At 71.1% G+C, this 23,297-nt stretch carries 17 protein-coding genes and 1 pseudogene; 12 read left to right on the top strand and 6 right to left on the bottom strand.

What is annotated here, in order from left to right:
• Positions 1-17: 17 nt before the first annotated feature.
• Positions 18-635 (bottom strand): Uma2 family endonuclease, encoded by a 618-nt coding sequence (locus ABZ267_RS28240; RefSeq protein WP_356755302.1) that lies wholly within the window; start codon positions 633-635, stop codon positions 18-20.
• Positions 636-869: 234 nt separating this feature from the next.
• Here ABZ267_RS28240 and ABZ267_RS28235 point away from each other — a divergent pair, with 234 nt between their 5' ends.
• Both ABZ267_RS28235 and ABZ267_RS28230 read left to right on the top strand, forming a co-directional pair.
• Complete coding sequence (locus ABZ267_RS28235) at positions 870-2,717, top strand: PP2C family protein-serine/threonine phosphatase (protein ID WP_356755300.1); 1,848 nt, start codon at positions 870-872, stop codon at positions 2,715-2,717.
• A gap of 85 nt (positions 2,718-2,802) precedes the next feature.
• Positions 2,803-3,210: a response regulator gene (locus ABZ267_RS28230; protein ID WP_356755298.1), complete on the top strand. Its 408-nt coding sequence runs from the start codon at positions 2,803-2,805 to the stop codon at positions 3,208-3,210.
• An 8-nt stretch (positions 3,211-3,218) separates the two neighbouring features.
• Here the strand turns inward: ABZ267_RS28230 and ABZ267_RS28225 are convergent, their stop codons facing one another.
• Entirely contained in the window at positions 3,219-5,630 is a 2,412-nt protein-coding gene (locus ABZ267_RS28225; RefSeq protein ID WP_356755296.1) for an ATP-binding protein, read from the bottom strand.
• Between the two features lie 202 nt (positions 5,631-5,832).
• Between ABZ267_RS28225 and ABZ267_RS28220 the strand changes: the two genes are divergently transcribed.
• Positions 5,833-6,003: a hypothetical protein gene (locus ABZ267_RS28220; RefSeq protein WP_030077531.1), complete on the top strand. Its 171-nt coding sequence runs from the start codon at positions 5,833-5,835 to the stop codon at positions 6,001-6,003.
• A 189-nt stretch (positions 6,004-6,192) separates the two neighbouring features.
• Entirely contained in the window at positions 6,193-6,546 is a 354-nt protein-coding gene (locus ABZ267_RS28215; protein ID WP_356755295.1) for a PRC-barrel domain-containing protein, read from the top strand.
• Between the two features lie 134 nt (positions 6,547-6,680).
• Here the strand turns inward: ABZ267_RS28215 and ABZ267_RS28210 are convergent, their stop codons facing one another.
• A complete protein-coding gene (locus ABZ267_RS28210) occupies positions 6,681-6,959 on the bottom strand; it encodes a hypothetical protein (RefSeq protein ID WP_356755293.1) in 279 nt (92 codons plus the stop codon).
• 230 nt (positions 6,960-7,189) lie between these two features.
• Between ABZ267_RS28210 and ABZ267_RS28205 the strand changes: the two genes are divergently transcribed.
• Entirely contained in the window at positions 7,190-8,233 is a 1,044-nt protein-coding gene (locus ABZ267_RS28205; RefSeq protein WP_356755291.1) for a LacI family DNA-binding transcriptional regulator, read from the top strand.
• Positions 8,234-8,337: 104 nt separating this feature from the next.
• Here ABZ267_RS28205 and ABZ267_RS28200 read toward each other — a convergent pair whose 3' ends face one another.
• On the bottom strand, positions 8,338-11,178 hold the full coding sequence (locus ABZ267_RS28200) for a glycosyl hydrolase (RefSeq protein ID WP_356755333.1): 2,841 nt from the start codon (positions 11,176-11,178) through the stop codon (positions 8,338-8,340).
• 243 nt (positions 11,179-11,421) lie between these two features.
• On the opposite strand from ABZ267_RS28200, the gene ABZ267_RS28195 reads away from it, so the two are divergent.
• From ABZ267_RS28195 to ABZ267_RS28175, 5 genes are all read left to right on the top strand, one after another.
• Positions 11,422-12,726: an extracellular solute-binding protein gene (locus ABZ267_RS28195; RefSeq protein ID WP_356755289.1), complete on the top strand. Its 1,305-nt coding sequence runs from the start codon at positions 11,422-11,424 to the stop codon at positions 12,724-12,726.
• A gap of 172 nt (positions 12,727-12,898) precedes the next feature.
• Positions 12,899-13,879, top strand: a complete 981-nt coding sequence (locus tag ABZ267_RS28190; protein WP_356755287.1) for a sugar ABC transporter permease — start codon at positions 12,899-12,901, stop codon at positions 13,877-13,879.
• Positions 13,876-14,787, top strand: a complete 912-nt coding sequence (locus ABZ267_RS28185; protein ID WP_356755285.1) for a carbohydrate ABC transporter permease — start codon at positions 13,876-13,878, stop codon at positions 14,785-14,787. Before ABZ267_RS28190 ends, ABZ267_RS28185 begins: the two co-directional genes overlap by 4 nt.
• A gap of 90 nt (positions 14,788-14,877) precedes the next feature.
• Positions 14,878-16,326 (top strand): GH1 family beta-glucosidase, encoded by a 1,449-nt coding sequence (locus ABZ267_RS28180; protein WP_356755283.1) that lies wholly within the window; start codon positions 14,878-14,880, stop codon positions 16,324-16,326.
• A gap of 911 nt (positions 16,327-17,237) precedes the next feature.
• Positions 17,238-17,819: a DUF417 family protein gene (locus tag ABZ267_RS28175; protein WP_356755281.1), complete on the top strand. Its 582-nt coding sequence runs from the start codon at positions 17,238-17,240 to the stop codon at positions 17,817-17,819.
• A gap of 88 nt (positions 17,820-17,907) precedes the next feature.
• Here the strand turns inward: ABZ267_RS28175 and ABZ267_RS28170 are convergent, their stop codons facing one another.
• Positions 17,908-19,374, bottom strand: coding sequence for an MFS transporter (locus ABZ267_RS28170; RefSeq protein WP_356755279.1), 1,467 nt, complete (start codon positions 19,372-19,374; stop codon positions 17,908-17,910).
• Between the two features lie 519 nt (positions 19,375-19,893).
• On the opposite strand from ABZ267_RS28170, the pseudogene ABZ267_RS28165 reads away from it, so the two are divergent.
• Together ABZ267_RS28165 and ABZ267_RS28160 are read left to right on the top strand one after the other, a co-directional pair.
• Positions 19,894-21,318: pseudogene (locus tag ABZ267_RS28165) on the top strand (ATP-binding cassette domain-containing protein); the annotation flags it as partial.
• A gap of 64 nt (positions 21,319-21,382) precedes the next feature.
• Complete coding sequence (locus ABZ267_RS28160) at positions 21,383-21,949, top strand: DUF5753 domain-containing protein (RefSeq protein WP_356755277.1); 567 nt, start codon at positions 21,383-21,385, stop codon at positions 21,947-21,949.
• Between the two features lie 76 nt (positions 21,950-22,025).
• On the opposite strand, the gene ABZ267_RS28155 is transcribed toward ABZ267_RS28160, so the two are convergent.
• Positions 22,026-23,219 carry a mannosyltransferase family protein gene (locus ABZ267_RS28155; protein WP_356755275.1) on the bottom strand — a complete coding sequence of 398 codons (1,194 nt, stop codon included), beginning with the start codon at positions 23,217-23,219 and terminating at the stop codon, positions 22,026-22,028.
• Between the last annotated feature and the right edge of the window lie 78 nt (positions 23,220-23,297).

The following is a 23,297-nucleotide window of genomic DNA, read 5'->3' as shown; positions in this document are numbered from 1 at the left end:
CGGTGGGGGCGGTGGGCCTATGAGGCGGCCGTCCCCGGGAACTCGTCCGTCGGGATCGACACGTCGAAGGGCGCCGGAAGGGTCAGCGGCTTGCCGAACGGCACCGCCTCCGTCTGCTTGAACGTGCCGTCGTCGTTCGGCTCCGTGAACAGCGTGGACATCGCTCCCCGGGTGTCGAAGCGGTCGATCAGGAGGTACATCGGGACGCCCGCACGCGCGTAGGCGCGGTACTTCTTGGTCCGGTCCTCCCGCGCGTTGCCCTTCGACGTGATCTCGACGACGAGCAGCGCCTCGGCGGCGTCGAGCGGATCACTGGTCTCCGGGTCGGCGGCAGCGATCAGCCCGGTCGGCATCACCACCAGATCGGGGACGTAGAGCTTCCCGAGCGGTGCCACGTGGACGCCGAGCGTCTGGTAGACCCCGAGCCCGTCGGGGAGCCCGCGGTAGAGGCGTCGCTGGACCATCTCTGCGATGCCGTTGTGGTGCGCGTGCGGCGGTGGTACCAAGACGATCTGCCCCTCGTCGATCTCGGCGCGCCATCCCTCGGGCACGTCCAGTTCTCGCCATGTCTGGAGCAGGTAGTCCCACGCGCGCGCACTCGGTGCGTGACTGTTCTCGACGAACGCTGCGGTCATCGCGTGTCCCTTCTTCAGTGGCCTCGCCGAGAAAGCTGGATCGGAGGCTTCGCGGCCGTACGCCGCTTCTTCCAGCGTCCCACGAACGAGTGGCCGCGCACAGGACAGCGCGCCCTGCGGGACCGTCTCCGGCTCCGCCCCCGTGATCCCTCCCACGGCATGAAAACCGGCCCGCCGGTCATACTGGCCGAGGACGGAGGACAAGGCCTCGTACGGAAACCGGAGGGCTCGGACATGGTCGATGACACCTGGTCCGGTGCGCTGCACCGGCTCTGGCAGGCCGCTTCGCGGGCCGAGGAGGTCGCGGCGCTGGCGGACGACGTCTACGCGCCGCTCCTCGCCACTCCGGGCGTCCACCTCGTCGTGGGCACGCGGTGGGACGACCGGCAGGTCCTGCGGTACATGCGCGCCCTGAGCGCCGGCAGCGACGCCCCGGTGATCGTCGCCACCACGCGGTCGATGCCGGAGGCCGCCGTACGGGAGCCGGGCGGCTCGCCCGTGGTGACCCGGACCGCCGTGGACGGGCTCGACGACGCGGTGTGGCCGGAGGCGGAGTTCCTGCGCCAGGCGCCCGGGGCCTCCGTCGTGGCCTGCACCTTCCGGCTGGACCACCGCGGCTGGGCGGCGCTGGCCCTCGCCGTGGACGGCTCGGCGGACCTCGCGGTCGTCGAGAGCCGGCTGGCGCAGGCCGTCGACGTCATCGTGGCCTGCCACACCGGCATCCTCCAGCGCGGCCGCGAGGCCCGCCGGGGCGCGGACGACGCGCTGCTCGCCGAGGCCTCGCTCCAGATGGACTCGTCGCTGGACGTGGAGGACACCCTGCGCCGGGTGGCCCGGATCGCCGTTCCGGCCGTCGCCGACGGCGCTCTCGTCCATCTGCTGCGCAGCGAAGGGCCGGAGTTCGTCGCCGCCACGCACGTCGCCGTCCAGCAGCAGCGAGCCTTGGAGGCGGCCGGCCGCGACGACCCGTGGCTGACGGCGCTGCTCGGGCGCCGTGGCGAGGACGAGGACACCGTGTTCCTGAGCGGCGCCGCGCTGGAGGGCTCGCCCTTCGGCGACGCCGAAGCCGCTACCGCAGCCGGTGCGGGCGCCTTTGGTGCGAGACCGGGCGGAGCCGCCGGTGACGGTCCGCACTCCACCGTCGTCAGCATCAGCACACTCCGCGCCCGCGGCCGCGTCGTCGGCACCATCACCTTCGTCTACCAGCGGTCCGAGGCCCGGCTGCCGGACAGCGCCTTCCTCCGCAGCCTCGCCACCCGGGCCGCGCTCGCCATCGACAACGCGCTGCTCTACGAGCTCCGCCGCACCGCCGTCCTCTCGCTCCAGGAGCACCTGCTCCCCTCGCAGCTCCCGGTCACCGACCAGTGGGACCTGTCGGCCAGTTACGAGGTCGGCGATCCCATGCTCGACGTCGGCGGCGACTTCTACGACGCCGTGCTCCGGCCCGACGGATCCATCGCCCTCCTCATCGGCGACGTCTGCGGACGCGGCGCGGAGGCGGCGGCCCTCACCGGCCTGGCCCGCCACACCCTGCGCACGCTGCTGGAAGAAGGCACCGACCCGGGCACCGCCCTCAGCCGGCTCAACCGGGCCCTGCGCCAGGAGCGGGCCAGCCGCTTCCTCACCGCGGTCGTCGCCACGCTGATGCCGCAGCCCGACGGCACGGCCCTGCTCAGCACGTGCAGCGCCGGCCATCCCCCGCCCCTGGTCCTCCGCGGCGACGGCACGGTCTCCGAGGTGCTCTCCGGCGGGCTCCTCCTCGGCGTCCTGGACGACGTCTCGTACGACAGCCACGAGGAACGGCTCACCGCCGGCGACACCCTGGTGCTGTTCACCGACGGGCTCACCGAGTCCCGGGAGGCGGGCGGCACGTTCTTCGAGAGCGTCCTGCCCGGGCGGCTCGCCGCGCTGCGCGGGTCCGACGCCGCCGACATCGCGGAGAGCCTGGCCCGGCAGGCCAAGGTGTTCCGCGACTCCGGTCAGGACGACATCGCCCTGCTCGTGGCCCGCTGGACCGGCATACAGCCCGGCGCGGGCCTGCTCCCTCACGACCGACACCGCGAACAGGCGGCCCTGCGATGACCACTCTCCAGCCTGCGGACGGCCACTCCGCGGACGGACTCCACTCCGCGGACGGACTCCTCTCCGCGGAGTGGCGGAGCGCTCGATGAACAGCGACGGACTGATCCTCGTCGTGGAGGACTCGGAGGAGGACACCGAGGCCATCCAGCGGGCCCTCTCCCGCTCCCACCCCTCCCTCCGCGTGGAGTTCGCCCCGCGCAGCGACGCCGTGGTGCCGCGCCTCCTCGACCCCGCCGCGCCCACGCCCGACCTGGTGCTGCTCGACCTCAACATGCCGGGCACGAACGGCCTGACGCTCCTGTCGAACCTGCGCGCGCAGGCCGCGTGCGCCGCGCTGACCGTGGTCGTCTTCACCTCGTCGACCTCCTCGGCGGAGGAGGACGCGTGCTACGCGGCAGGCGCGGACAGCTACATCTACAAGCCCGTCAACTTCGAGCTGTTCCAGACGGTGCTGCGCGGCGCGGTCGACTTCTGGATGGCGCAGAAGGCCTAACGGGCAGGTCAGGAGGCATCGGGAGCGCCCAGCGTGAACCACACCGCCGTTCCCGGACCGCCGCCGGGCGCGGGCGCCGGGCTCTCCAGCCAGAGCCGGCCACCGTGGCGCTCCACGATCCGCTTGACCACGGCGAGGCCGACGCCGGAGCCGCCGCCGCGCTCCTCGCGGCGGTGCAGCCGGCGGAACAGCTGGAGGACGTCCTCCTGCTGGCCGGGCGGGATGCCGATGCCGTTGTCCCGTACGACGACGGCGACCGCCGCACCTCCGCCCGGCTCCTCCACGGGCACCGCCTCCACCCAGACCCGCCGCTCCCCCGCCGCATCCTCGTCCGCCGCGTACTTCGCCGCGTTGACGAACAGGTTCTCCAGCACCTCCCGCAGCCGTTCCCGGTCCGCGCGCAGGCGCGGCAGAGGCGCCGGGCGCACCACCGTCACACCCTGCTCCGCCAGTCGGCCACCGGCCACCAGCAGCGCGTCGTCCACCACCTCGTCCAGCGACAACTCCTCACGCTGCAGGCCGACTTGACCCAGCAGCGAGAAGTGCAGCAGCGAATCCAGCAGCCCGTCCATGCGCTCAGCGAGCCGGCGTACGGTGGTCAGGCGGCGCAGTGAGGTGGTGTCCAGTACGGCACCGGCATCCTCGACGATGAAGGCGGCCGCGTTCGAGATCCCGCGCAGCGGCTCCTTCAGGTCGTGGGCCGCCGCGTGCGCGAAGGAGTCCAGGTCCTCGTTGGTCCGGGCGAGCTCGGTGTTCCGCGCCTCCAGCTCCGCCAGCTGCCGGCTCAGCAGACCCGACATCTCCCGCCACAGCTCCCCGGCCACGGATCGCTGCGCCGGCGTCCACGGCGTGCTCCGTCCGCGTACGGTCGCCCGGTGCACGGCGGCCGAACCGCGCGGGGTCAGCCGCTCACCGCCCGGCCCCGTCCGCACCGGCCGCGCCGGATCGGCCGCCCACTCGCGGGGCGCGGGCTGCTCCCGGCGCCACCACGCCAGCAGGTCGCCGTCCCGGTTGAAGGGCAGGAAGAGGAGGCCCGCGGGCAGCCCCTGCGCCTCGGCCTCCGCCGGATCGAGCCCGAGCACCTCCGGCAGCCGGTCGCTGCTCCACACCTCGCCCACCGGACTCGCGCCGGCCAGCCGCTCCAGCAGCCCGGGCAGCGCGGCCGGAACCGGGTCGCCCGTCGCCGCCACCTCCGTACCGCGTACGAGCAACGCACCGTCCGCACGCAGCAGTTCGGCCATTCCGGAGCCGGGTCGCAGCAGTGCGTCCGGCGCCTGCGAGCTGAGCCGGGCCAGCAGCGTGGCGAGCGCGCGCCGGTAGCCGGACAGCTCGTCCGCCTGCTCGCGCTCGGCCACGGCCGCCAGTTGCAGGGACAGCGCGATGCCGAAGAACTCGCAGGCCGCCCGCACTTCGGGCGTCAGCCGGCGCGGCTCGTCACCGTGGCAGGCGATCAGGCCCCACAACTCGCCGTCGTGCAGCAGCGATACGGACATGGACGAGGCCACACCGATGTTGCGCAGGTACTCCAGGTGGTAGCCGGAGACGGTACGGAGTATCGAGCCCGACAGGTCCAGCGGCGCGTCCGACGCCTCCCGCACCTCCGGCAGCAGCCCCACCGTCGCGTCGTCCACGTCCCCGATGACCCGGATCCAGTTGCGGGCGTAGAGGCGGCGGGCCTGCGGCGGGATGTCGGTGGCCGGAAACCAGAGCCCGAGCCACGGCTCCCGGCCCTCGTTCCGCACCTCCGCGACGACCTGGCCGGGTCCGTCGGCGCCGTCGAACCGGTACGCCACCACCCGGTCGTAGCCGGTGAGCGCCTGGACCTCGCGGACGGCGGCCGCGCAGCACTCGGTGACGCCGGTGGCGCCCTGGAGCCGGTGCAGCGCGCGCCGCACCCGCGGATAGAAGTTCTGGAAGACGAACGGAGCCTCGGCGGAGCGTGGTTCGAACTCCAGCACCAGCAGCTCCGCGACCCGGTGGACGGTCACGTCGAAGAGCCGCGTCCGTCCACCGGACTCCAGCGAGAGCGCCAGCACCCCGGACGCCGCGGGCCCATCGGCGGCCCGCTCCGAGGCCGGTCCCGAAGCCCCGCCGGCCGTCTCCTCCGGCGCGCCCTCCCAGAGGCTCGCCACCTCCACGCTCTCCCGCGCCAGCGCCCACTGCTCCGCACCGATCAGCTCCGTGACCGGCCGGCCCACCAGCTCATCCGCCGCCCGGCCCAGCACACCGGCCGCGTTCCGGCTCACCGTGTCCACCACGGCGTCCTCCAGCCGCGCGGCGACCAGGGCTCCGTACGACTGGACGCCGCCGAGCAGATGGATCGGCTCCCGTACGCACTGGGAGAGGTCGAACTCCTGGCTCACACCGGCCTCGGCCGCCACCTCTTTCGGGGACAGCCATCCCCGTACCTCGTCGGACACTGATCTGTTCTCCGTCCCGCCGCCGCTGCCGGCCGCCCATCGCCCCCGCTCCCGCCTTCCTACCACCCCCACCCGCCACGGCGACGCGCACACCCGGCCACCAGGCACATCGGCCCGTGTGAAGAAAAAATAAAATTGATCACCACCCATGGCGCGTAAGAAAAGAGAAGCCGGGAACCTGAATTTCCGGAGGTTGATAATCATGGTTCCCCTGCTTCTCGTTCTTCTGCTCGCCCTGGTTCTCTTCGGTGCCGGTTTCGCGGTCAAGGCTCTCTGGTGGATTGCCGTGATCGTGCTGGTGCTGTGGCTCGTGGGGTTCTTCGTCCGGCCTGCCGCCAGTGGTGGCCGACGAGGTCGCTGGTACCGCTGGTAAAAGCTTCTGACCAGTGACAACGGGGCGGGAGCCAGGCTGATGCCTGGCTCCCGCCCCGTTGTCGGACCCTCCGGAACCCACCGCGTCCCGCCATGTGTACACCCGCTTCTGCCGGGCACACGCCTACCTGCGGACCTATCAATGAATTCTCGATGACGAGCTGAATTGACCTTCGCGAAAGGGGCCACAATGAACGACTCCCTGTGGGGCTACCCGCCGTCGAGCGGTCACACCGCCGGCGCCGATCTCTCCGGATATTCGGTGGAGGCGACCGACGGCAGTATCGGAAAGGTCGACAAGCACTCCGACCAGGCCGGCTCCGCCTACCTGCTCGTCGACACCGGTGTCTGGATCTTCGGCAAGGACGTCCTGCTCCCTGCGGGCACGGTCCGGCGCATCGACACGGAGGACCGCAAGGTCTACGTGGACCTCACCAAGGAGCAGGTCAAGGACTCGCCGGAGTTCGACCGCCACAGCCAGGCCGATGACCCGGGCTACCACGCCCAGGTCTCCGCGTACTACATGGCTTTCCGCATCATGTGATCCGGATCCGCGTACGGCCGCGCCCCGCTGACGCGCCTACGCCCCAGAACGGCGGCGGGCCCGACCCCGAGGAGGGGTCGGCCCCGCCGTCTCATCATGTGCGCCAGGACGACGACGACGACCGGACGTGAGGGTCAGCCGGTCGGCGGCTTCTCCGCCAGCACCTCGCACAGCCGCAAAGCGGTGTCGATGTTGCAGCGGCCCAGGTCGACCAACGGCGTCGGCTCGTTGCCGGCGCACGAGACCGGGTCGACCCGGAGCGAAGGCAGCGTCACTCCGAGACCGGCGAGCCTCTCCTTCAGCCGGGCCACCGTGTCCTCCGCCGTCCGCACTCTCTCCGCCGCCGCCTTCTGCCGTTCCAGCGCCTCCGTACGCCGCTCGATCGCTTCCTCGCGTCGCTCCGTCGCTTCCATGCCGTACACCTTCCTACTCGGAGTAAGTCGATGCCTACCCAGCGTGTCCAACGCGCCGCGGGCCCGAAGGAGGCGCCCGGAGAGCGATCCGATGACCGTCCCGCTGTTTGGAAGCGCTCTCATCCGCCCGCCCGGCCCGGCGCTAGGCTGTAGACGATCCGGCGACGGCACAGGTCCGCCACGCGTACCGCCCCGCGCGCCGCCGCCCCCGTCGACGAGGAGCGACCGCCTTGCCCGAGCAGTCCCCCGGGTCCCGGCCCACCCTGGAAGCCGTCGCGGCGCGTGCGGGGGTCTCCCGGGCCACCGCCTCGCGGGTCGTCAACGGCGGTGACGGAGTCCGCAAACCGCTGGTCGACAAGGTGCTCCAGGCGGTCGACGAGCTCGGCTACATCCCCAACCACGCGGCCCGGACACTGGTCACGCGGCGCACCGGCGCGGTGGCCGTCGTCATCGCCGAGCCGGAGATACGGATCTTCTCGGACCCCTTCTTCTCGCAGCAGATCCGCGGCATCAGCAAGGAGCTGACCGCCCACGACACCCAGCTCGTCCTGCTGCTGGTGGAAGGCCCCGGCGACTTCGACCGCATCGCGCGCTACCTCTCCGGCGGCCATGTGGACGGCGCGCTCGCCTTCTCGCTCCACACCGACGACCCGCTGCCGGCGATCACCCGGCGGGCGGCGATTCCGACGGTGTACGGAGGCCGGCCCAGCTGGACCGCCGACCCCGGTGACCAGGCCGTTCCGTATGTCGACGCCGACAACCGGGGCGGAGCTCGGGTCGCCGTGCGGTATCTGCGGGACCTCGGGCGGGAGCGGATCGCGCACATCGGCGGGCCGCCCGACCAGACCTCCGCGATGGACCGCCTCGACGGCTACCGGGACGTCCTCATCGACGTGGACCCGACGCTCGTCGCCGAGGGCGGGTTCACCGTGGAGAGCGGCGCGCGGGCGATGGCGGAGCTGCTGGAGCGGCGGCCGGACCTGGACGCGGTCTTCGCCGCCAACGACCTGATGGCATCCGGTGCGCTGCGGGTCCTGCGGGAGCGCGGGATCGCGGTGCCGGAGCAGGTGGCGATCGTCGGGTTCGACGACATGGCCGGCGTGGCCGAGGAGACCGACCCGCCGCTGACCACCGTGAACCAGGACATCGAGGGCCAGGGCCGGCTGATGGCCCGGCTGCTGCTGCGCGGCCTGGACCGCGACCGTACGGGCAACGGCTCGGCGCCGGACTCGGTGATCACTCCGACGACGCTGGTCCGCCGCGCCTCGGCGTAGTGCTCGGCGCATGAGTACGGCGGGCCTCCGCCCTGAGGAGCCGGAGACCCGCCGCACCGATCGTGCCCGTACATCAGCGTTTTACACGTACGGGATCATGCGTCCTACACGTACGGGATCCGCAGCACCGCCGCGTCCGTGCCCGTCTGCACCTGGGACGTGCCGTTGCCGAGCGCGTTCCAGATCTCCAGGCGGACCGTGCCGTTCTTCAGCTCGCCGAGGCTGCCGGTGGTCGCCTGTGCGCCGACCGCCTGCGTGTACTCCTCCCACCCGTTGACCGGGTCGGTGGCGAAGTAGCGGAAGGTCTCGGTGCGGTCGAAGCTGCCGTCGCCGGTCAGGTCGTAGCTGACCTTGACCTGCGGAGCGAGGCCGACCTTGGTGCCGGCGTCCACCCGGAGGCGGAACGCGGTGGCGGCTCCGGCGGAGACCTTGCCGTTGACCCTCTTCACCTCGTAGACGGTCGGGCGGTACGGCGTGCCGTCCCGGTTCACGCCGTCGGCCGAGGCGATGGTGTCCGCGCCCGCCGGGTCGGTGGTGGCGGTGGTGAGGACGCCGCCGGTCTTCAGGCGGAAGGTGTTGCCGGTGGACGGGTTGCCCGGGTCGGGATCCGGGTCCGGGTCGGGATCCGGGTTGCCGCCGCCGGGGCCGGTGCTGACGGCCTGCGAGCGGGCCGGCACGGAGAGGGTCTTGCCGTCGGAGAAGGTCACCGTACGGGCCGTGGAGCCGTGGTTGTGCGCGGTGTAGGTACGGGTGCCGTTCTTGGAGAAGACGGCGGAGGTCGGGATGTCGCCGGTGATCGTCATGTCCGGCGCGCCGACCGTGTTCAGGGTGTTGATCCAGTGGTAGGTGTGCGCCTTGGACTCCCCCTGCTCCGGCTCGTAATTCCCGTTCACACCGTCCCACTTGGCCTTCGCCGACGTCGGGTCGGAGAGCGCCTCGAACTCCCAGAGCAGGTCGCGCCACTCCTGGGCCGGTCCGCCGTTCTCACGCTCCATCTCGGCGATGTTGCGCTTGATGGCCGCCTTCTCACGGGCCAGGTGGAGTGAACCACCGGTCACCGGCAGGACGTTGATGCCGTGGATCTCCTCCGGGTTGGCCGTCCACCAGGTGGAGTAGGAGGCGCCGCTGCCCCAGACCATGCCGACCGTGCCGTACTTGTAGGAGGCCGGGAAGACGGTGTCGTTGGCGTCGAACCAGTACTGCGTGATCGCCTCGGACTCGGTCGTCAGCAGGTAACTGCCGAGGTCCCGCAGCGAGTTGTCGCCCATGGCCGAGCCCCAGAGCACCAGACCCGCGCTGAGGTTGATGGACTCCGACGAGGACTCCTGGTTGTTGCCGGCCGCGAAGCCCTGGTGGCCGGAGGCCCAGCTGTGGCCCGCGTAGACGTCGAAGCCGCGCAGGAACGGGTAGGCCGCGTCGGTGCGGCTCGGGTTGGCGGTGTCACGGATCAGGTGCTTGATCATCGTGCCCCAGGCCGAGTCGGTCGCCCAGGCCTGGTCGTACTGGGCGATGATCGCCGCCGCGTACACGTAGTAGCTGTAGTGGAAGTGGTGGTCGTTGAGCTCGGTGTCGCTGCCGTACGAGGCCGGGTAGCCGGTGAGGGTCTTCCAGTCCTTGTCGTAGCTGAACTCACTGGCGCCGCCCGCCGTGAACCACTCCTGCATCCGGCCCTTCATCAGGCCGAGGAGCTTGTCGCGGACGGCGGTCTGGCCGATCTGGTCGGCGACGGGCACCAGTTGGGCCAGCTTGCCGAGCGCCTTGCCGGTCCAGTAGGTGTCCCGGGCTCCGGAGAACGGGTCGGCGGAGTTGGCGACCTCGTTGAGGTAGCCGGTCAGCCGGGCCCGGTCCACGCCGCTGGAGACCGGCAGCGCGGGCACCACGCCCTGGCTCTTCTGGCTGGTGGTGAACGAGGCGGACTCGCGCACCTTCATCGTGCCGCGCGGTGAGACGTACGTGTACGGCGTCAGCGCGTCGCTCGTGTGCAGCCACTGGTGGCGGTAGAGCGCCTGGAGCGCGCCGCGCTCGGTGCCTTCTCTGGCCTCCGTGGTCAGCGTGTAGGTCGCGCGGACGTTGCCGCCGGTGGTCTGCCAGGCCACCTGGGAGCCGGTGACGACGCTGAAGGCGTACTTGCGGTAGGTCGCGAGCGCGTCCGTGGACGGCAGCACGGCGAGCGAGAAGTAGTCCTTGGAGCCGAGTCCGGCGGTGATCGTGGTGCCGGAGATGTTCCAGTCGGCGCCGGTCGGCGCGAAGAGCGCGTAGTGGTGCCCGGCGACCGTGATGCCGACGACATTGCCCTGGTCGGAGAAGACCGTCGGCGTGGAGGCGGTCGTGACGCGGGCGTCGCCGCCGGACCCCTTGGCGTACACGAACGGCATGCCGTGGCCGATGGTGGCCCGGAAGGTGCGGGAGCCGTCGGCCCAGTACGGCGTGACCGTCCAGTCGGACCAGGCGTCGGCCTTGGTGTCCGGCGAGTTCAGGCCGGTGAGGCCGACGGTGAGGTCGGCCTTGTGCGCGTACTCGTACTGCCGGCCGTCGCCGACGATCGCGGGCGTGGTCGGATAGCCGACCTCCAGGCCGGAGGCCTTGGCCTGGTAGGTGAGCGGGTGCCCGTACATGGGGGTGGAGTACGGGTTGTCGCCGTAGCGCTGGAAGGCGAGCGAGGACCACCAGTCATTGGTCGGGACCGGCTTGCTGCGCGCGGCGGTCGTCAGCTTCGGCGTGACGGGAGCGCCGGTGTTGGTGGTCGGGCCCTGGGTGCCGGCGGGTCGGGAGTCGGTGTAGCTGCCGGCGCCGGCGGGGATGGTGGCGGCGGCCGCGGGAGAGGCGGCGGGGCCCAGCGTGACGGCGGCCAGGGCCACGGCGAGGAGCGTGGCCGCGGCGGGTCTGGCCCCGGCACGGGAGGCGAGTCTGGAGAGGGAGGCTTGCACGAGCAGCACCTCGATCATGTTCATCATGGGGGGCGAGAGCGCCTTCGAGAGCGCTCTCAAGTGTCAAGGAACGTAAAACTCCTGAAACCTGGGTGTCAAGAGAACGCACACAGAAGGCAGTTGGGCGGCGGCCGGACGTAACACCAAGCCGTTATGTGTTCGAGTCTTGACGGGGCGGGGGCGGTGGGAGACGCTCCAGACGCAGGTTTTGAGAGCGCTCTCAAAGCGCTCGGTTCATCCCGAAGCCAAGGGAGGCTTCCCATGCCCATCGCCCGAGCCGCCAAGAGAGCCACCGTCCGCCTCGGCGCGGTCGTCCTCGCCGGGGCCCTCCTCGCCGCCTGTGGATCCGGCGACGCGTCGGACACCTCCGACAACGCGGGCGGGAAGATCACGCTCACGGTCGACCTCTTCGGATCCTTCGGCTTCAAGGAGGCCGGGCTCTACGAGGAGTACCAGAAGCTCCACCCGAACGTGACGATCAAGCAGAGCGACACCCAGGACGAGGTGGACTACTGGAAGTCGCTGCAGACCCGCCTCGCGGGCGGCGGCGGCCTCGCGGACGTGCAAGGCGTGGAGGTCGGCCGCATCGCGTCAATCACCCAGCAGCAGTCCGACAAGTTCCAGGACCTGAAGGAGTTCGGCGCCGACAAGCTCAAGGGCGAGTTCGCCGAGGCCAAGTGGTCGGCGGCGACCACCGAGGACGGCAAGGTCCTCGGCCTCGGCACGGACGTCGGCCCCGAGGCGATGTGCTACCGCACCGACCTCTTCAAGCAGGCCGGCCTGCCCACCGACCGCGAGGAGCTCGCGAAGAAGTGGTCGACGTGGGACGGCTACCTGGAGCTCGGCAAGGAGTACAAGAAGAAGGCCCCCGCCAAGAGCGCCTGGCTGGACAGCATCGGCTCGCTCTACGCGATCATGATCGGCCAGGAGGAGGAGCGGTACTACGACGCCTCCGGTGAGCTGATCTACGAGAAGAACCCGGCGGTCAAGACGGCCTGGGATACCTCCGTGAAGGCGGCCGACGCGGGCCTGAGCGCCAAGCTCGACCAGTGGTCGCCGCAGTGGAACCAGGCGTTCGCGGCCGGTTCGTTCGCCACGATCCCGTGCCCGGCCTGGATGCTCGGCTACATCAAGGGCCAGGCCGGTGACGGCGGCCAGGGCAAGTGGGACATCGCCAAGCTGCCGGGCGGCGCCGGCAACTGGGGCGGCTCGTACCTCTCGATCCCGCGTGCGGCCAAGCACAAGAAGGAGGCGTACGAGCTGATCGAGTGGCTCACCGCTCCCGAGCAGCAGGCGAAGGTCTTCCAGAAGCAGGGCAACTTCCCGTCCTCGACGGGCGCCATCGAGAAGATCGCGGACGCCAAGGACGACTACTTCTCCGGCGCGCCGATCGGCCAGATCTTCGGTGACGCGGCCAAGGAGTCGCCGGTCCAGGTGCTGGGCGTGCACGACCAGAACGTGATGCAGCAGATCACGAACGCGCTGAGCGAGGTCGAGCGCAAGGGCGTGTCGTCGGACAAGGCGTGGGGGACGGCGAAGAAGGGCGTGGCGAACGTGATCGGCTGACGCCGGACGCGCTGCGCTCCTCCTCCCCTTTCCTGCCTGGGGCCGGTCCACCGGTAAGCACCACGGTGGCCCGGCCCCACCCCCGTAGCCCGTCGCCTTCACGGACGGCGGGCGCCACCCCTCGTACCTCTGCTCCCTGTTTCTCCGCTCCCGATCCCGAAGGGCCCGCATCGTGTCCCTCACCGCCACCGCGAAGGCCGGGCCCCGCAGCCCCGCCGGAACCGGACCCGGGCCCGACGACGGTCGGGCAGCCGGCCTCCGGCGTACCTGGCGCAAGGCGTCCCCGTACGCCTTCATCGCTCCCTTCTTCACGCTCTTCCTCGCCTTCGGCCTCTTCCCGCTCCTCTACACGGCGTTCGTCTCGCTCTACCGGGTCGAGCTCCAGACGAGCGGCGAGATGGAGTGGCGCGGCATCGCCAACTACACGGCGCTCTTCACCGACGAGTTCTTCTGGATCTCGCTGCGCAACACGTTCACGATCGGCGTGCTGTCCACGGTCCCGCAGCTGGCGATGGCGCTCGGCCTCGCGCACCTGCTCAACTACAAGCTGCGCGGCCGGACGTTCATCCGGACGGCGATCCTGCTCCCGTACGCGACCTCCGTGGCCGCCGCGACGCTCGTCTTCGCGCAGCTCTTCGGCCGCGACTTCGGGCTGATCAACTACGCGCTGGGACTGGTCGGTTTCGACCCGGTGGACTGGCAGACCGGCACGGTCGCCTCGCAGATCGCGGTGTCGACCATCGTCATCTGGCGGTGGACGGGCTACAACGCGCTGATCTACCTGGCCGGCATGCAGTCGATCCCGCACGAGCTGTACGAGGCGGCGGAGATGGACGGGGCGTCGCGCTGGCGGCAGTTCGTCCACGTGACCCTGCCGGGCCTGCGTCCCACCATCATCTTCACGGTCATCATCTCGACCATCGGCGCGACTCAACTCTTCGGTGAGCCACTGCTGTTCGAGGGTTCGATCTCCGGCGGTATCTCGCACCAGTACCAGACCCTCGGCCTGTACATGTACGAGCAGGGCTGGGGCTTCTTCCACCTGGGCCGGGCCGCGGCCATCGCCTGGGTGATGTTCGTCCTGATCGTGGTGCTCGTCGGGGCCAACGCCCTGATCGCGCGCCGCCGCGCACGCAAGGAGGCCGGCCGATGACCGCGCTCGCCGCACCGCCGACCGCACCGGAGGCGGGCCGTCCGCCGCAGGACCCGCCGACGAAGCGGGTACGCAAGGGAGGCGCGGGCCGGACGATGAAGGGCGGCTGGCTCTCGTACCTCATCCTCGGCTTCGCGCTGCTGGTCTCGGCGTTCCCGTTCTACTGGACGATCGTGGCGGCCAGCCGGTCCAACGCGGACATGGCGCAGGTGCCGCCGAGCCTGCTGCCGGGCCCGAACCTGATCAAGAACTTCGAGCAGGTCCTCGAAGAGGCGGACATCGGCAAGGCGCTGCTCAACTCGCTGATCGTGTCGTCGTCCATCACCATCGGCACGGTGCTCTGCTGCACGCTGGCCGGATTCGCCTTCGCCAAGCTGAAGTTCAAGGGCCGCAACGCGCTGCTGACGCTGACGATCGGGACGATGATGATCCCGCCGCAGCTCGGCGTGATCCCGCTCTTCATGCTGATCGCCGAACTCCAGTGGGTGAACCAGCTCCAGGCGGTGATCCTGCCGGGCCTGGTGTCCGCCTTCGGTGTCTTCTTCATGCGCCAGTACCTGGTGCAGTCGCTGCCGGACGAGCTGATCGAGGCGGCCCGTGTGGACGGCGCCTCCACGGCCCGGATCTTCTGGTCGATCGTGATCCCGATCGCGCGTCCAGGCATGGCGGTGCTCGGGATGCTGACGTTCATGACGGCGTGGAACGACTTCTTCTGGCCGATCATCGCGCTCTCCTCGCAGGAGCCCACCGTGCAGGTCGCGCTGCGGCAGCTCGGCGGCGGCTATGTGAACGACCAGTCGGTGATCATGGCCGGCACGCTGCTCGGCACGCTGCCGGTGCTGGTGGTCTTCGGCCTGCTCGGCCGGCAGATCGTCGGCGGCATCATGCAGGGCGCGGTGAAGGGCTGACCGCACCATCGCGCGGAGCGCGGTGAATGCCTGACCCGCGCGCCGTCCCTCATCTCCTCCTCCTCCCCTCACCTCTGGAGTGTCCGTCTCATGACAGCTGTCGATGCCCGCCCGGCGACCTCCACAGGCGCCCGCCCGGGAACCGCCACCGGCGCCCGCACCGAGACCGGTACGGGACTCCGCTTTCCCGCCGGATTCCGTTGGGGCACGGCCACCGCCGCGTACCAGATCGAGGGCGGGGCCACGGAGGACGGCCGTACGCCGTCCATCTGGGACACGTTCAGCCGTACGCCCGGCAAGGTCCGCAACGGCGACACCGGTGACATAGCCGCCGACCACCTGCACCGGATGCCGGACGACGTGAAGCTGATGCGGGACCTCGGCGTCACGGACTACCGGTTCTCCGTCTCCTGGCCGCGCGTCCAGCCGACCGGCCGGGGCCCGGCGGTGGAGCGCGGCCTGGACTTCTACCGCCGCCTGGTGGACGAGCTGCTGGGCGCCGGCATCAGACCGGTCGCGACGCTCTACCACTGGGACCTGCCGCAGGAGCTGGAGGACGCGGGCGGCTGGCCGGAGCGGGACACGGCGCACCGGTTCGCGGAGTACGCGGGCCTGGTGGCCGGCGCGCTGGGTGACCGGGTGTCGACGTGGACGACACTCAATGAGCCCTGGTGCGGGGCGTTTCTCGGGTACGGGAACGGGGTCCACGCTCCTGGCCGTACGAGCGACCTCGCCGCACTGCGCGCCGCGCACCACTTCAACCTGGCGCACGGCGGCGCGACCCGGGTCCTGCGCGACCGCCTCCCGTCCACGGCCGAGGTCTCGCTGACCCTGAACCTCCACGCGCTGCGGCCGCTGAGCGACACCGACGCGGACCGGGACGCGGTGCGCCGCATCGACGCGGTGGCGAACCGGATCTTCCTGGACCCGGTCTTCCACGGCCGGCTGCCGGAGGATCTGGTGGCGGACACGGCGGCGGTGACGGACTGGTCGTTCGTGAAGGACGGCGACCTGGAGGTCACCTCGGCCCCGATCGACTCGCTGGGCATCAACTACTACTCGCCGAGCGTGGTTTCGGCCGGCTCGTCCGAGTCGCCGTCGCCGTGGGCCGGCGCCGAGCGGCATGTGGCGTTCACTCCGGCGGAGGGCCCGCGCACGGCGATGGACTGGCCGGTGGACGCGAACGGCCTGTACGAGCTGCTGACCCGCCTGCGCGACGAACTCCCGGGCCTGCCGCTGCTGGTGACCGAGAACGGAGCGGCGTACGACGACTACGCGGACCCGGAGGGGCAGGTGCACGACCCGGAGCGGGTGGCGTACCTGGACGCGCATCTGGGCGCCGTACACCGGGCGATCGAGGAAGGTGTCGACGTACGCGGGTACTTCCTGTGGTCGCTGCTGGACAACTTCGAGTGGGCGTACGGCTACAGCAAGCGGTTCGGCATCGTGCACGTGGACTTCGCGTCGCAGCGGCGGACGGTGAAGGACAGTGCGCGGTGGTACGCGGGAGTGATCGCGCGAGGCGGGCTGGAGCGGTGACGGCTTGAGCGGTGACGGCTTGAGTGGCCGGGGCCGGGAGGCGGAGGCTCGGGGGCGACTGCCTTCCGGCTGACGGCCGTTGCACACCGTTCCACAGGCTGCACGGGGCTCGGGGCACACGCTCCGGGCCCCTCGGCGTGCCTGGGGCCGGTGACGGGCGCGGCGAGGAGGCACCGGCGGTCGATGCCCGATGCATCCCGGAATGGCCCGGCGTACTTTCGGCCGTCTGAACCACCGGAGTCGCCCGCCGGACCGGCGAGTAGTGGCCCTGCGGGCGACCGGACATCTCGGATGGCCGCAAGACGAAGGGGAGTTGGAGCGGGCGCGCGGGCCAGAGGTCGCGGGCGGTCCGGCCTCGGCGTAACAGGGCTGCTCAGCGGCGGACCGGCCAGGAACTCCACCGGACCCGCGGGCCGGAGATCGGACCCCGCACTTTCCCGTACGAAGGCCTCAGCCACCGTACGATCCGCACGCCCGGCACCTCCGCCCGCAGCCCGATGCAAGATGGCGCGAATGTGCCGACTCCCGATGGCGCCGAGGAACACGGCTCTTGACGACCTCCCGACCCTCGTCCGTATGGTCTAGACCAAGCAGCGAGGGGCGGTCGGCCACGTCGATCACGTACCGGCCCGCCTCGTCCCCGCATCCGGCCAGGACACCGGTCCCGATCACCGGCCGACCTACAACGCCCGGCACCAGCACCCGGCACCAGCACCCGGCACCCCGCCCACGGTCGGACCACGGCCACCACCCGCACCCCGCACCCCGCACCCCGCACCCGGGGCCCTTCCCCTTCCCCGCCCGACCCCAGGGCCCTCACCGATCCGCGAGATGGCCCAGGTCGCCCGCCGAACCGCGCGGGCCACCCGTGCACGTTTTCCCACCCCCACGGACACATCGGGAGATCGCACATGAGCAGCAGCACCGTAGAGCCGATCCTGCCCCCGCCCGACCGCAACCCCGAACCTCCGCCCAGCAAAGCCCACTTCGCCCGCACCCATCACCACCCCGCAGCCGGCCGACGGCCCCTGAGCCGACTGGCCGACCTGGCCGGCGTGGTCGACGCGCACGCTCTGGCCCTGCTGAGGGTGACGGTCGGCATCGTCTTCGTCGGCTTCGGCGTACTGAAACTGTTCCCATCGGCCAGCCCGGCGGAGCAGCTGGCGGTCGACGCGGCGACGAAGATGACCCTGGGCCTGGTGCCGGCGACGGTGCTGTTGCTGTCCCTCGCGGCACTGGAGACGGCCATCGGGATCGGCCTGATCGTCGGCCGGCGCCTGCTGCGCCCCGCGCTCGTCGTGTTCTTCCTCCACATGGGCGGCGTGTTCTCGACCCTCGTCCTCCTCCCCGACGCGATGTGGCAGCCCCACTCCCCCGCCCCGACCATGGAGGGGCAGTACGTCGTCAAGAACGTGGTCCTGGTGGCGGTGTGCCTGGTGGTGGCCGCGAACGAATGGGGACGGCGACCCCGGCCACGACGTACGGCCAAGTGAGCGGACCGGGTCGCCGGAGCGCACGACGGCGCTCCGGCGGACCTCGCTCCACTCCGTCACTCCGGCAGGCGAGGCGGCGGTACGGGCATCAGCCGATGTGGGCCGGCACCTCGGCGAGCTGGTGCGGGGCGGTGGCGGACCGAGGGCCACGGAGCATGGTCGCGGCGATGACCGCGGCGACCACCAGGGTGACGGCGGTGGCGAGGAAGACCGCGGAGTGGCCCTCGGTGAGGGCGGCGACACGGCCGTCGCCGCCGGCGGCGGCGGAGCGTTCGACGGCCCCGAGGTAGACCGTGGTGAACACCGACAGGCCGACGCAACCGCCGATCTGCATGGCGGAGTTGACGAGGGCGGAGGCCGCACCGGCGTCGCGGTGGTCGACGCCGACGAGAGCGACATTCTGTACGGGGATGATGACGAAGGCGATCCCGATGCCGACGACGACCAGGCCGCCGAAGACCTCGGTCCAGTAGCTCCCGCCGGCGGTGATGAAGGTCAGCCACAGCATCCCGGCCGCGGCGGTCAACGGCCCCGCGGTCATCAGCACACGCGGGCCCCGGGTGGGGAGCAGCCGGGCCGCCACGGGTGCGGTGATCATGGTGGCGAAGGTCATCGCGAGGCTCGCGAGCCCGGCCAGGAGCGGGGAGAGGCCGAGCACGATCTGCAGGTGGAACATCAGGTAGAGGGTCATCCCGATGTAGACCGCGCCGATGGCCGCCTGGATGAGGAACGCCCCGGCGCGGCCGCGGTCCCGCACGATCCGCAACGGCAGCAGCGGCTGCGCGGCCCGGGCCTCGATCCGCACGAACAGGGCGAGCAGCACCAGGCCGGCGGCGAGGAAGCCGATGGTGTCCGGCTCGGTCCACCCGGTCTCGGCGAGGGTGAACCCGTAGACCAGGGCGGCCAGACCGAAAGTGACGGCCAGGGTGCCTCGGATGTCGTACCCGTCGCCGCCCTCGACCCGGCTCTCGGAGACGAACAGCAGCGCGCCGACCAGGCCGACGACGGCGAAGACGATGTTGACCAGGAGGCACCACCGCCAGTCGGCGAACTCGGTCAGGACGCCGCCCAGGGCCAGGCCCACCGCGGCACCGGTGCCGGCGACGGTGCCGAAGACCGCGAACGCCGTTCCGCGCTCGCGCCCGGCCGGGAACATGACCGTCAGCAGGGCGAGCGCCGCGGGCGCCAGCAGCGCCGCGAACACGCCTTGCAGACCGCGCGCCGCGATCAGCTCGGTGCCGCTCTGCGCAAGACCGCCCCACACGGAGGCGAGACCGAACCCGAGCATCCCGACCATGTAGCTGCGCTTGCGCCCCCAGTAGTCGGCGATGCGCCCGCCGAGCAGCAGCAGCGCGCCGAACGCCAGGACGTACGCGGTGATGACCCACTGCCGCTCGGTGTCGCTCAGCTCCAGTTCGAGCTGGGCCTGGGGCAGGGCCACGTTGACGATCGTCGCGTCGAGCACGACCACCAGCTGCGTCAGGGCGATCACGGCCAGCGCCCACCACCGACGGGGATCGGGAGCCGTGGGCTGGGAAGGCAGGAGGACAGACACGAAAAAACCTCCGGGGTTCTGTCTTACGAGCGCCGGAGGTTTCAAGCCTCGGACCAGACACCGGATGCCGGGCCTGACCACCTCGACCACGGGGCCGAGCAGATCCATCCATCGTAACCACCGGTCGCCACCCGGTCCGCACCACGGAGAGGGGTGATCCGCCTCACAGCGGGGCCGCGGGTGCGGCTTGCAGGGCCGGTGGACCCGGGGCCGCAGGCCCGGCCTGACCCGCCCCGCAATCCCCCACACGAAGGACCCGGACCCACAGGAGTGATCGAACGCGGCATCACGGCACGGGCCGCTCAACGGCACCAAGGAAAAAGCTCGTTCACTCGAATTCCCGTTCCAGACATCGCCCGCCGCCACCCGTGACGGCGACAGGAAGACCTCCGTTACCCGATCACCTGTCCGAATCCGGCCACGAGGGGCACCCATGCATCGCTTACGCCGTCCTGCGCGCGTTCACCTTGCGTTCGAAAGTCCCGCCTCCGGGACCCGACCGGAGACGAGGCGAGCGGCATGACCGAATCGACCCAGCCGGACGAACCGCCCACCGGCATCCCGGCCCAGCGCACCGAGCCACTCCCTCCACCGCCCACCACCGTCGCGGCCGGCCCGCAGGACGACAACCTGACGGACGAGATGGAGGAGGCGTACTGGTCGGTCCACGACGGCGCGGCCGCCGACGCCACCGTGGCCCAGGTCCTCACCGGTCTGCCTCGCATCACCGCGCTGATCGGCCGGCTCGCCTGGCAGGCCGACCGGCGCGCCACGCTCGGCGTCATCGTGTGCCAGCTGGCCTCCGCGGCGATGAGCGCGCTCGGCCTGATCGCCGGAATCGCGGTGCTCCAGCACCTGTTCGCGCAGGGCCCGACGCCCGACCGCGTACGGGCGGCGCTTCCTCAAATCCTGCTGGTGATAGGACTCCTGGGGACCAGAGCGGCGCTGGAAGCAGCGGTCGCCGTGGCCCAGGCCCGCGTCACGCCGAAGATCCGTACGGCCCTGGAGTGCGAGTTCCTGCACCTCACCGCGCACGTACGGCTGGAAGCGGTCGAGGACGCCGGCTGGCACGACGAGGTCCACCGCGCCAACGACCGCGGGCTCTTCTACGCCCGCCAGATCGTCGGCCAGGTCGTCTCGCTCGCCTCCGCCGCACTGGCCCTGGTAGGAACGGCGGGCGTGCTCGGCGTGCTGCACCCGGTGCTCCTGCCTCTGCTCCTGCTGTCCGTCCTGCCGGTCGGCTTCGCGGCGGTACGCAGTGCCCGCGCGGCGTTCGCGTCCTTCAAGCGGTGGAACGCGCTGCAGCGTCGCGTACGGGTCTTCTCCTGGCTCCTGCTCGACGTCGACGCGGCGGCCGAACTCCGCTCGGACACCGCGCAAGGGGCTCTGCTGGAGGAACACCGGCGCCTGACGCTCAAGATCGCGGCCGAGGACACCCGGCTCGGTGTGCACGCGGCCGTGCTCAACCTGGCGGACCGGACGGTCGGCGGCCTCGGCACCGGCATCACGTACGCCGCTCTCGCCGCCATGCTGATCGCCGACTGGCTCCCGCTCGCCGCCGGAGCGGGCGCGGTGCTCGCGATCCAGTCGGGCCAGGCGGCGCTGACCCGCCTGGTCGAGGTCGCGCACCTCGTGTACGAGCACGCCCTGTGGGTCTCCGACCTCCTCACCGTCCAGGAGCGCAACCGCCAACTCCTCCCCAAACAGGCGTCGTTGCAGGCGCCCTCCACCGTCGGCCGGATCACGCTGGACGACGTCCACTTCACCTACCCAGGCAAGGAGACGGCGGCCCTCAACGGGATCAGCATGACCTTGACCGCCGGCCAGAAGGTGGCGTTCGTCGGCCTGAACGGCTCGGGCAAATCGACCTGCGCCAAGCTGCTGGCCGGACTGTACGAGCCGGAGCGCGGCAGCGTCCGCTGGGACCACACCGACGTACGGCGAGCAGCCGCAACAGCTCTGGGAGCTGGCCCGGGACGACGCCTTCGGCAGCCGGTACCAGCGGTTCGTGAGGCTGGAGCGGGAAGCGACGGTCCAGTATCAGTACGCGAGCAGCACCATTCCGGGACTGCTCCAGACGAGGGCGTACGCGACGGAGGTGCTGCAGCACGCGCGCCCCCGGGAAGCGGCGGCACTGCAGGAGGACGTCGACGCCCGCATGAGCCGCCAGTCCATCCTGGAAGGTGAGGACGCTCCGTACTTCCGGGCGCTGCTCGACGAAGCGGTGTTCCGCCGGGCGGCCTCGCAGCCGGCCGTCTGGCTGGAACAGCTGGAGGCCCTGCTGGAATGGCAGAAGCGGCCGAACGTGACGCTTCAACTACTGCCGTTCTCGGCAGGTCTGCACGATCTGATGGGTGGTTCACTGACCGTCCTGTGGCTGGCCAACGGCAAGGCGGTGGCCTACCTGGAGGGCAGCAAGTCCGGTGAACTGGTTGAGGACTCAGGACGCGTCGAGGAGCTGCGGCTGTCCTACGATTTGCAGCGAGACAAGGCGCTCTCTCCAGAGCAGACAGCCGAGTTCATCGAGCAGTTGGTCAAGGAGATCCGAACATGTCATCCCGCCGAGCCGACCTGACTTCGGGCTCCGGCACGCTCAGCCGCCCCCTGGCGCTGAGATCTGTTCTGTGAGGTGAGGCGAACACCGCTCTCCCTCACCCCGCCCACCGACCCGTGAGAAACGCCAGCGCCACCAGCGCGCTCACCGGCACCGTCACGCACAGGTACGCCGTCCGGAACCACGGGCGCCGCAGGCTCACCGCCGCCAGGCCGATCCACAGCGGCCACCACAGCAGCGTGGCGCGAGGTACGGACGTGTACCAGTACGACGTTCCCAGCGCCCACAGGCTCAGCGCCACGTACACCGCCTCCGGCCAGCGGCGACGCCGTGCCAGCAGCGCGACCAGGACCAGGCCCACCACCATCGCCGCCAACTCCGCCTGGAACATGGCCGCATAGCCCGTCGTGTGTACGCCGCCGAACGCCGCGTTCCACGTGTTCGTCCACGCCTCCCACGGAGTGTGGAACTCGCGGTACCAGCCGCGCTCCTGCGCGTGCTTCCACGCCATCCAGTCGCCCGTGTGCGCGTGCAGATACCAGCTGTACGCCAGTGGCGGCAGCGCGGGCAGTACCAGCCAGGCCGTCCCGCGCCAGTCGCGCCGGGTCCTCGCCGACAACACGAACAGCACCGCTATCGCCGCCGCCAGGAACAGGCCGCTGACCCGCACGGTCGTCGCCAGAGCGGTCAACGGGCAGGCCCACGCCCATCGTTGGCGCTGAGCTGCCCGCCAGGCCGGGAGCGCGAACGCCAGGAACAGCGCCTCCGTGTAGCCGGCCGCCAGGAAGACCGCGCACGGGGAGAGCAGGAAGAACAGGACCGTACGGTGGCCGTCGGCGTCCTCGGGGACGTACGCGCGGGCTATGCGCGACAGCGCCAGGACGGCGACCGCTCCCGCGACCAGCGAGATCAGCAGGCCCGCCGCCGTCCAGTCCGGGACGATGACGTGCACGGCCCGCAGGAGCATCGGGTAGCCGGGGAAGAAGGCCTCCCGGTTGTCCCAACCAGCCGTCCACGGGCCCGCGTCGGCCGGGAAGTAGCCGTCGCGCGCTATGTGCAGATAGTGGTTCGCGTCCCACTGCTGGAACGGCGCTAGGACCGGCGCCGCCTCCCGTACGTCCGAGCCCCGGGGAAAGAGCCACCGGGCGCCGTGGGCCGTGATCCACAGGGATATGCGGGTCAGGAGGTAGAGCTGGAGCACTCGGCGGTCGGCGGCCGTGAGCCAGGACGGCCGGCTGCCGCGTGCGGTCGCCTCGGATCCGTACGGTACGGGCCTGACCGACCGGCTCACCTGTGGTCCGGAGGTGGCGCCGGACCGTGGCTCGGCCGGCCGTAGGCCGGGAGGCGAGATAGACACTCGGGCACCTTT

The sequence above is a fragment of the Streptomyces sp. NPDC006174 genome, from assembly GCF_040614075.1.
Taxonomy (GTDB): Bacteria; Actinomycetota; Actinomycetes; order Streptomycetales; family Streptomycetaceae; genus Streptomyces.
The sequence above is the reverse complement of the archived record's forward strand: the minus strand, read 5'-3'. Positions and strand labels throughout refer to the sequence as shown.

Bases quoted from the DNA above. Each gene is read 5' to 3' on its own strand.
- ABZ267_RS28195 (WP_356755289.1), top strand. From the start codon at position 11,422: ATGCCCATCGCCCGAGCCGCCAAGAGAGCCACCGTCCGCCTCGGCGCG.
- ABZ267_RS28185 (WP_356755285.1), top strand. From the start codon at position 13,876: ATGACCGCGCTCGCCGCACCGCCGACCGCACCGGAGGCGGGCCGTCCG.
- ABZ267_RS28215 (WP_356755295.1), top strand. From the start codon at position 6,193: ATGAACGACTCCCTGTGGGGCTACCCGCCGTCGAGCGGTCACACCGCC.
- ABZ267_RS28240 (WP_356755302.1), bottom strand. From the start codon at position 635: ATGACCGCAGCGTTCGTCGAGAACAGTCACGCACCGAGTGCGCGCGCG.
- ABZ267_RS28175 (WP_356755281.1), top strand. From the start codon at position 17,238: ATGAGCAGCAGCACCGTAGAGCCGATCCTGCCCCCGCCCGACCGCAAC.
- ABZ267_RS28230 (WP_356755298.1), top strand. From the start codon at position 2,803: ATGAACAGCGACGGACTGATCCTCGTCGTGGAGGACTCGGAGGAGGAC.
- ABZ267_RS28235 (WP_356755300.1), top strand. From the start codon at position 870: ATGGTCGATGACACCTGGTCCGGTGCGCTGCACCGGCTCTGGCAGGCC.
- ABZ267_RS28220 (WP_030077531.1), top strand. From the start codon at position 5,833: ATGGTTCCCCTGCTTCTCGTTCTTCTGCTCGCCCTGGTTCTCTTCGGT.
- ABZ267_RS28210 (WP_356755293.1), bottom strand. From the start codon at position 6,959: ATGGAAGCGACGGAGCGACGCGAGGAAGCGATCGAGCGGCGTACGGAG.
- ABZ267_RS28180 (WP_356755283.1), top strand. From the start codon at position 14,878: ATGACAGCTGTCGATGCCCGCCCGGCGACCTCCACAGGCGCCCGCCCG.
- ABZ267_RS28200 (WP_356755333.1), bottom strand. From the start codon at position 11,178: ATGATCGAGGTGCTGCTCGTGCAAGCCTCCCTCTCCAGACTCGCCTCC.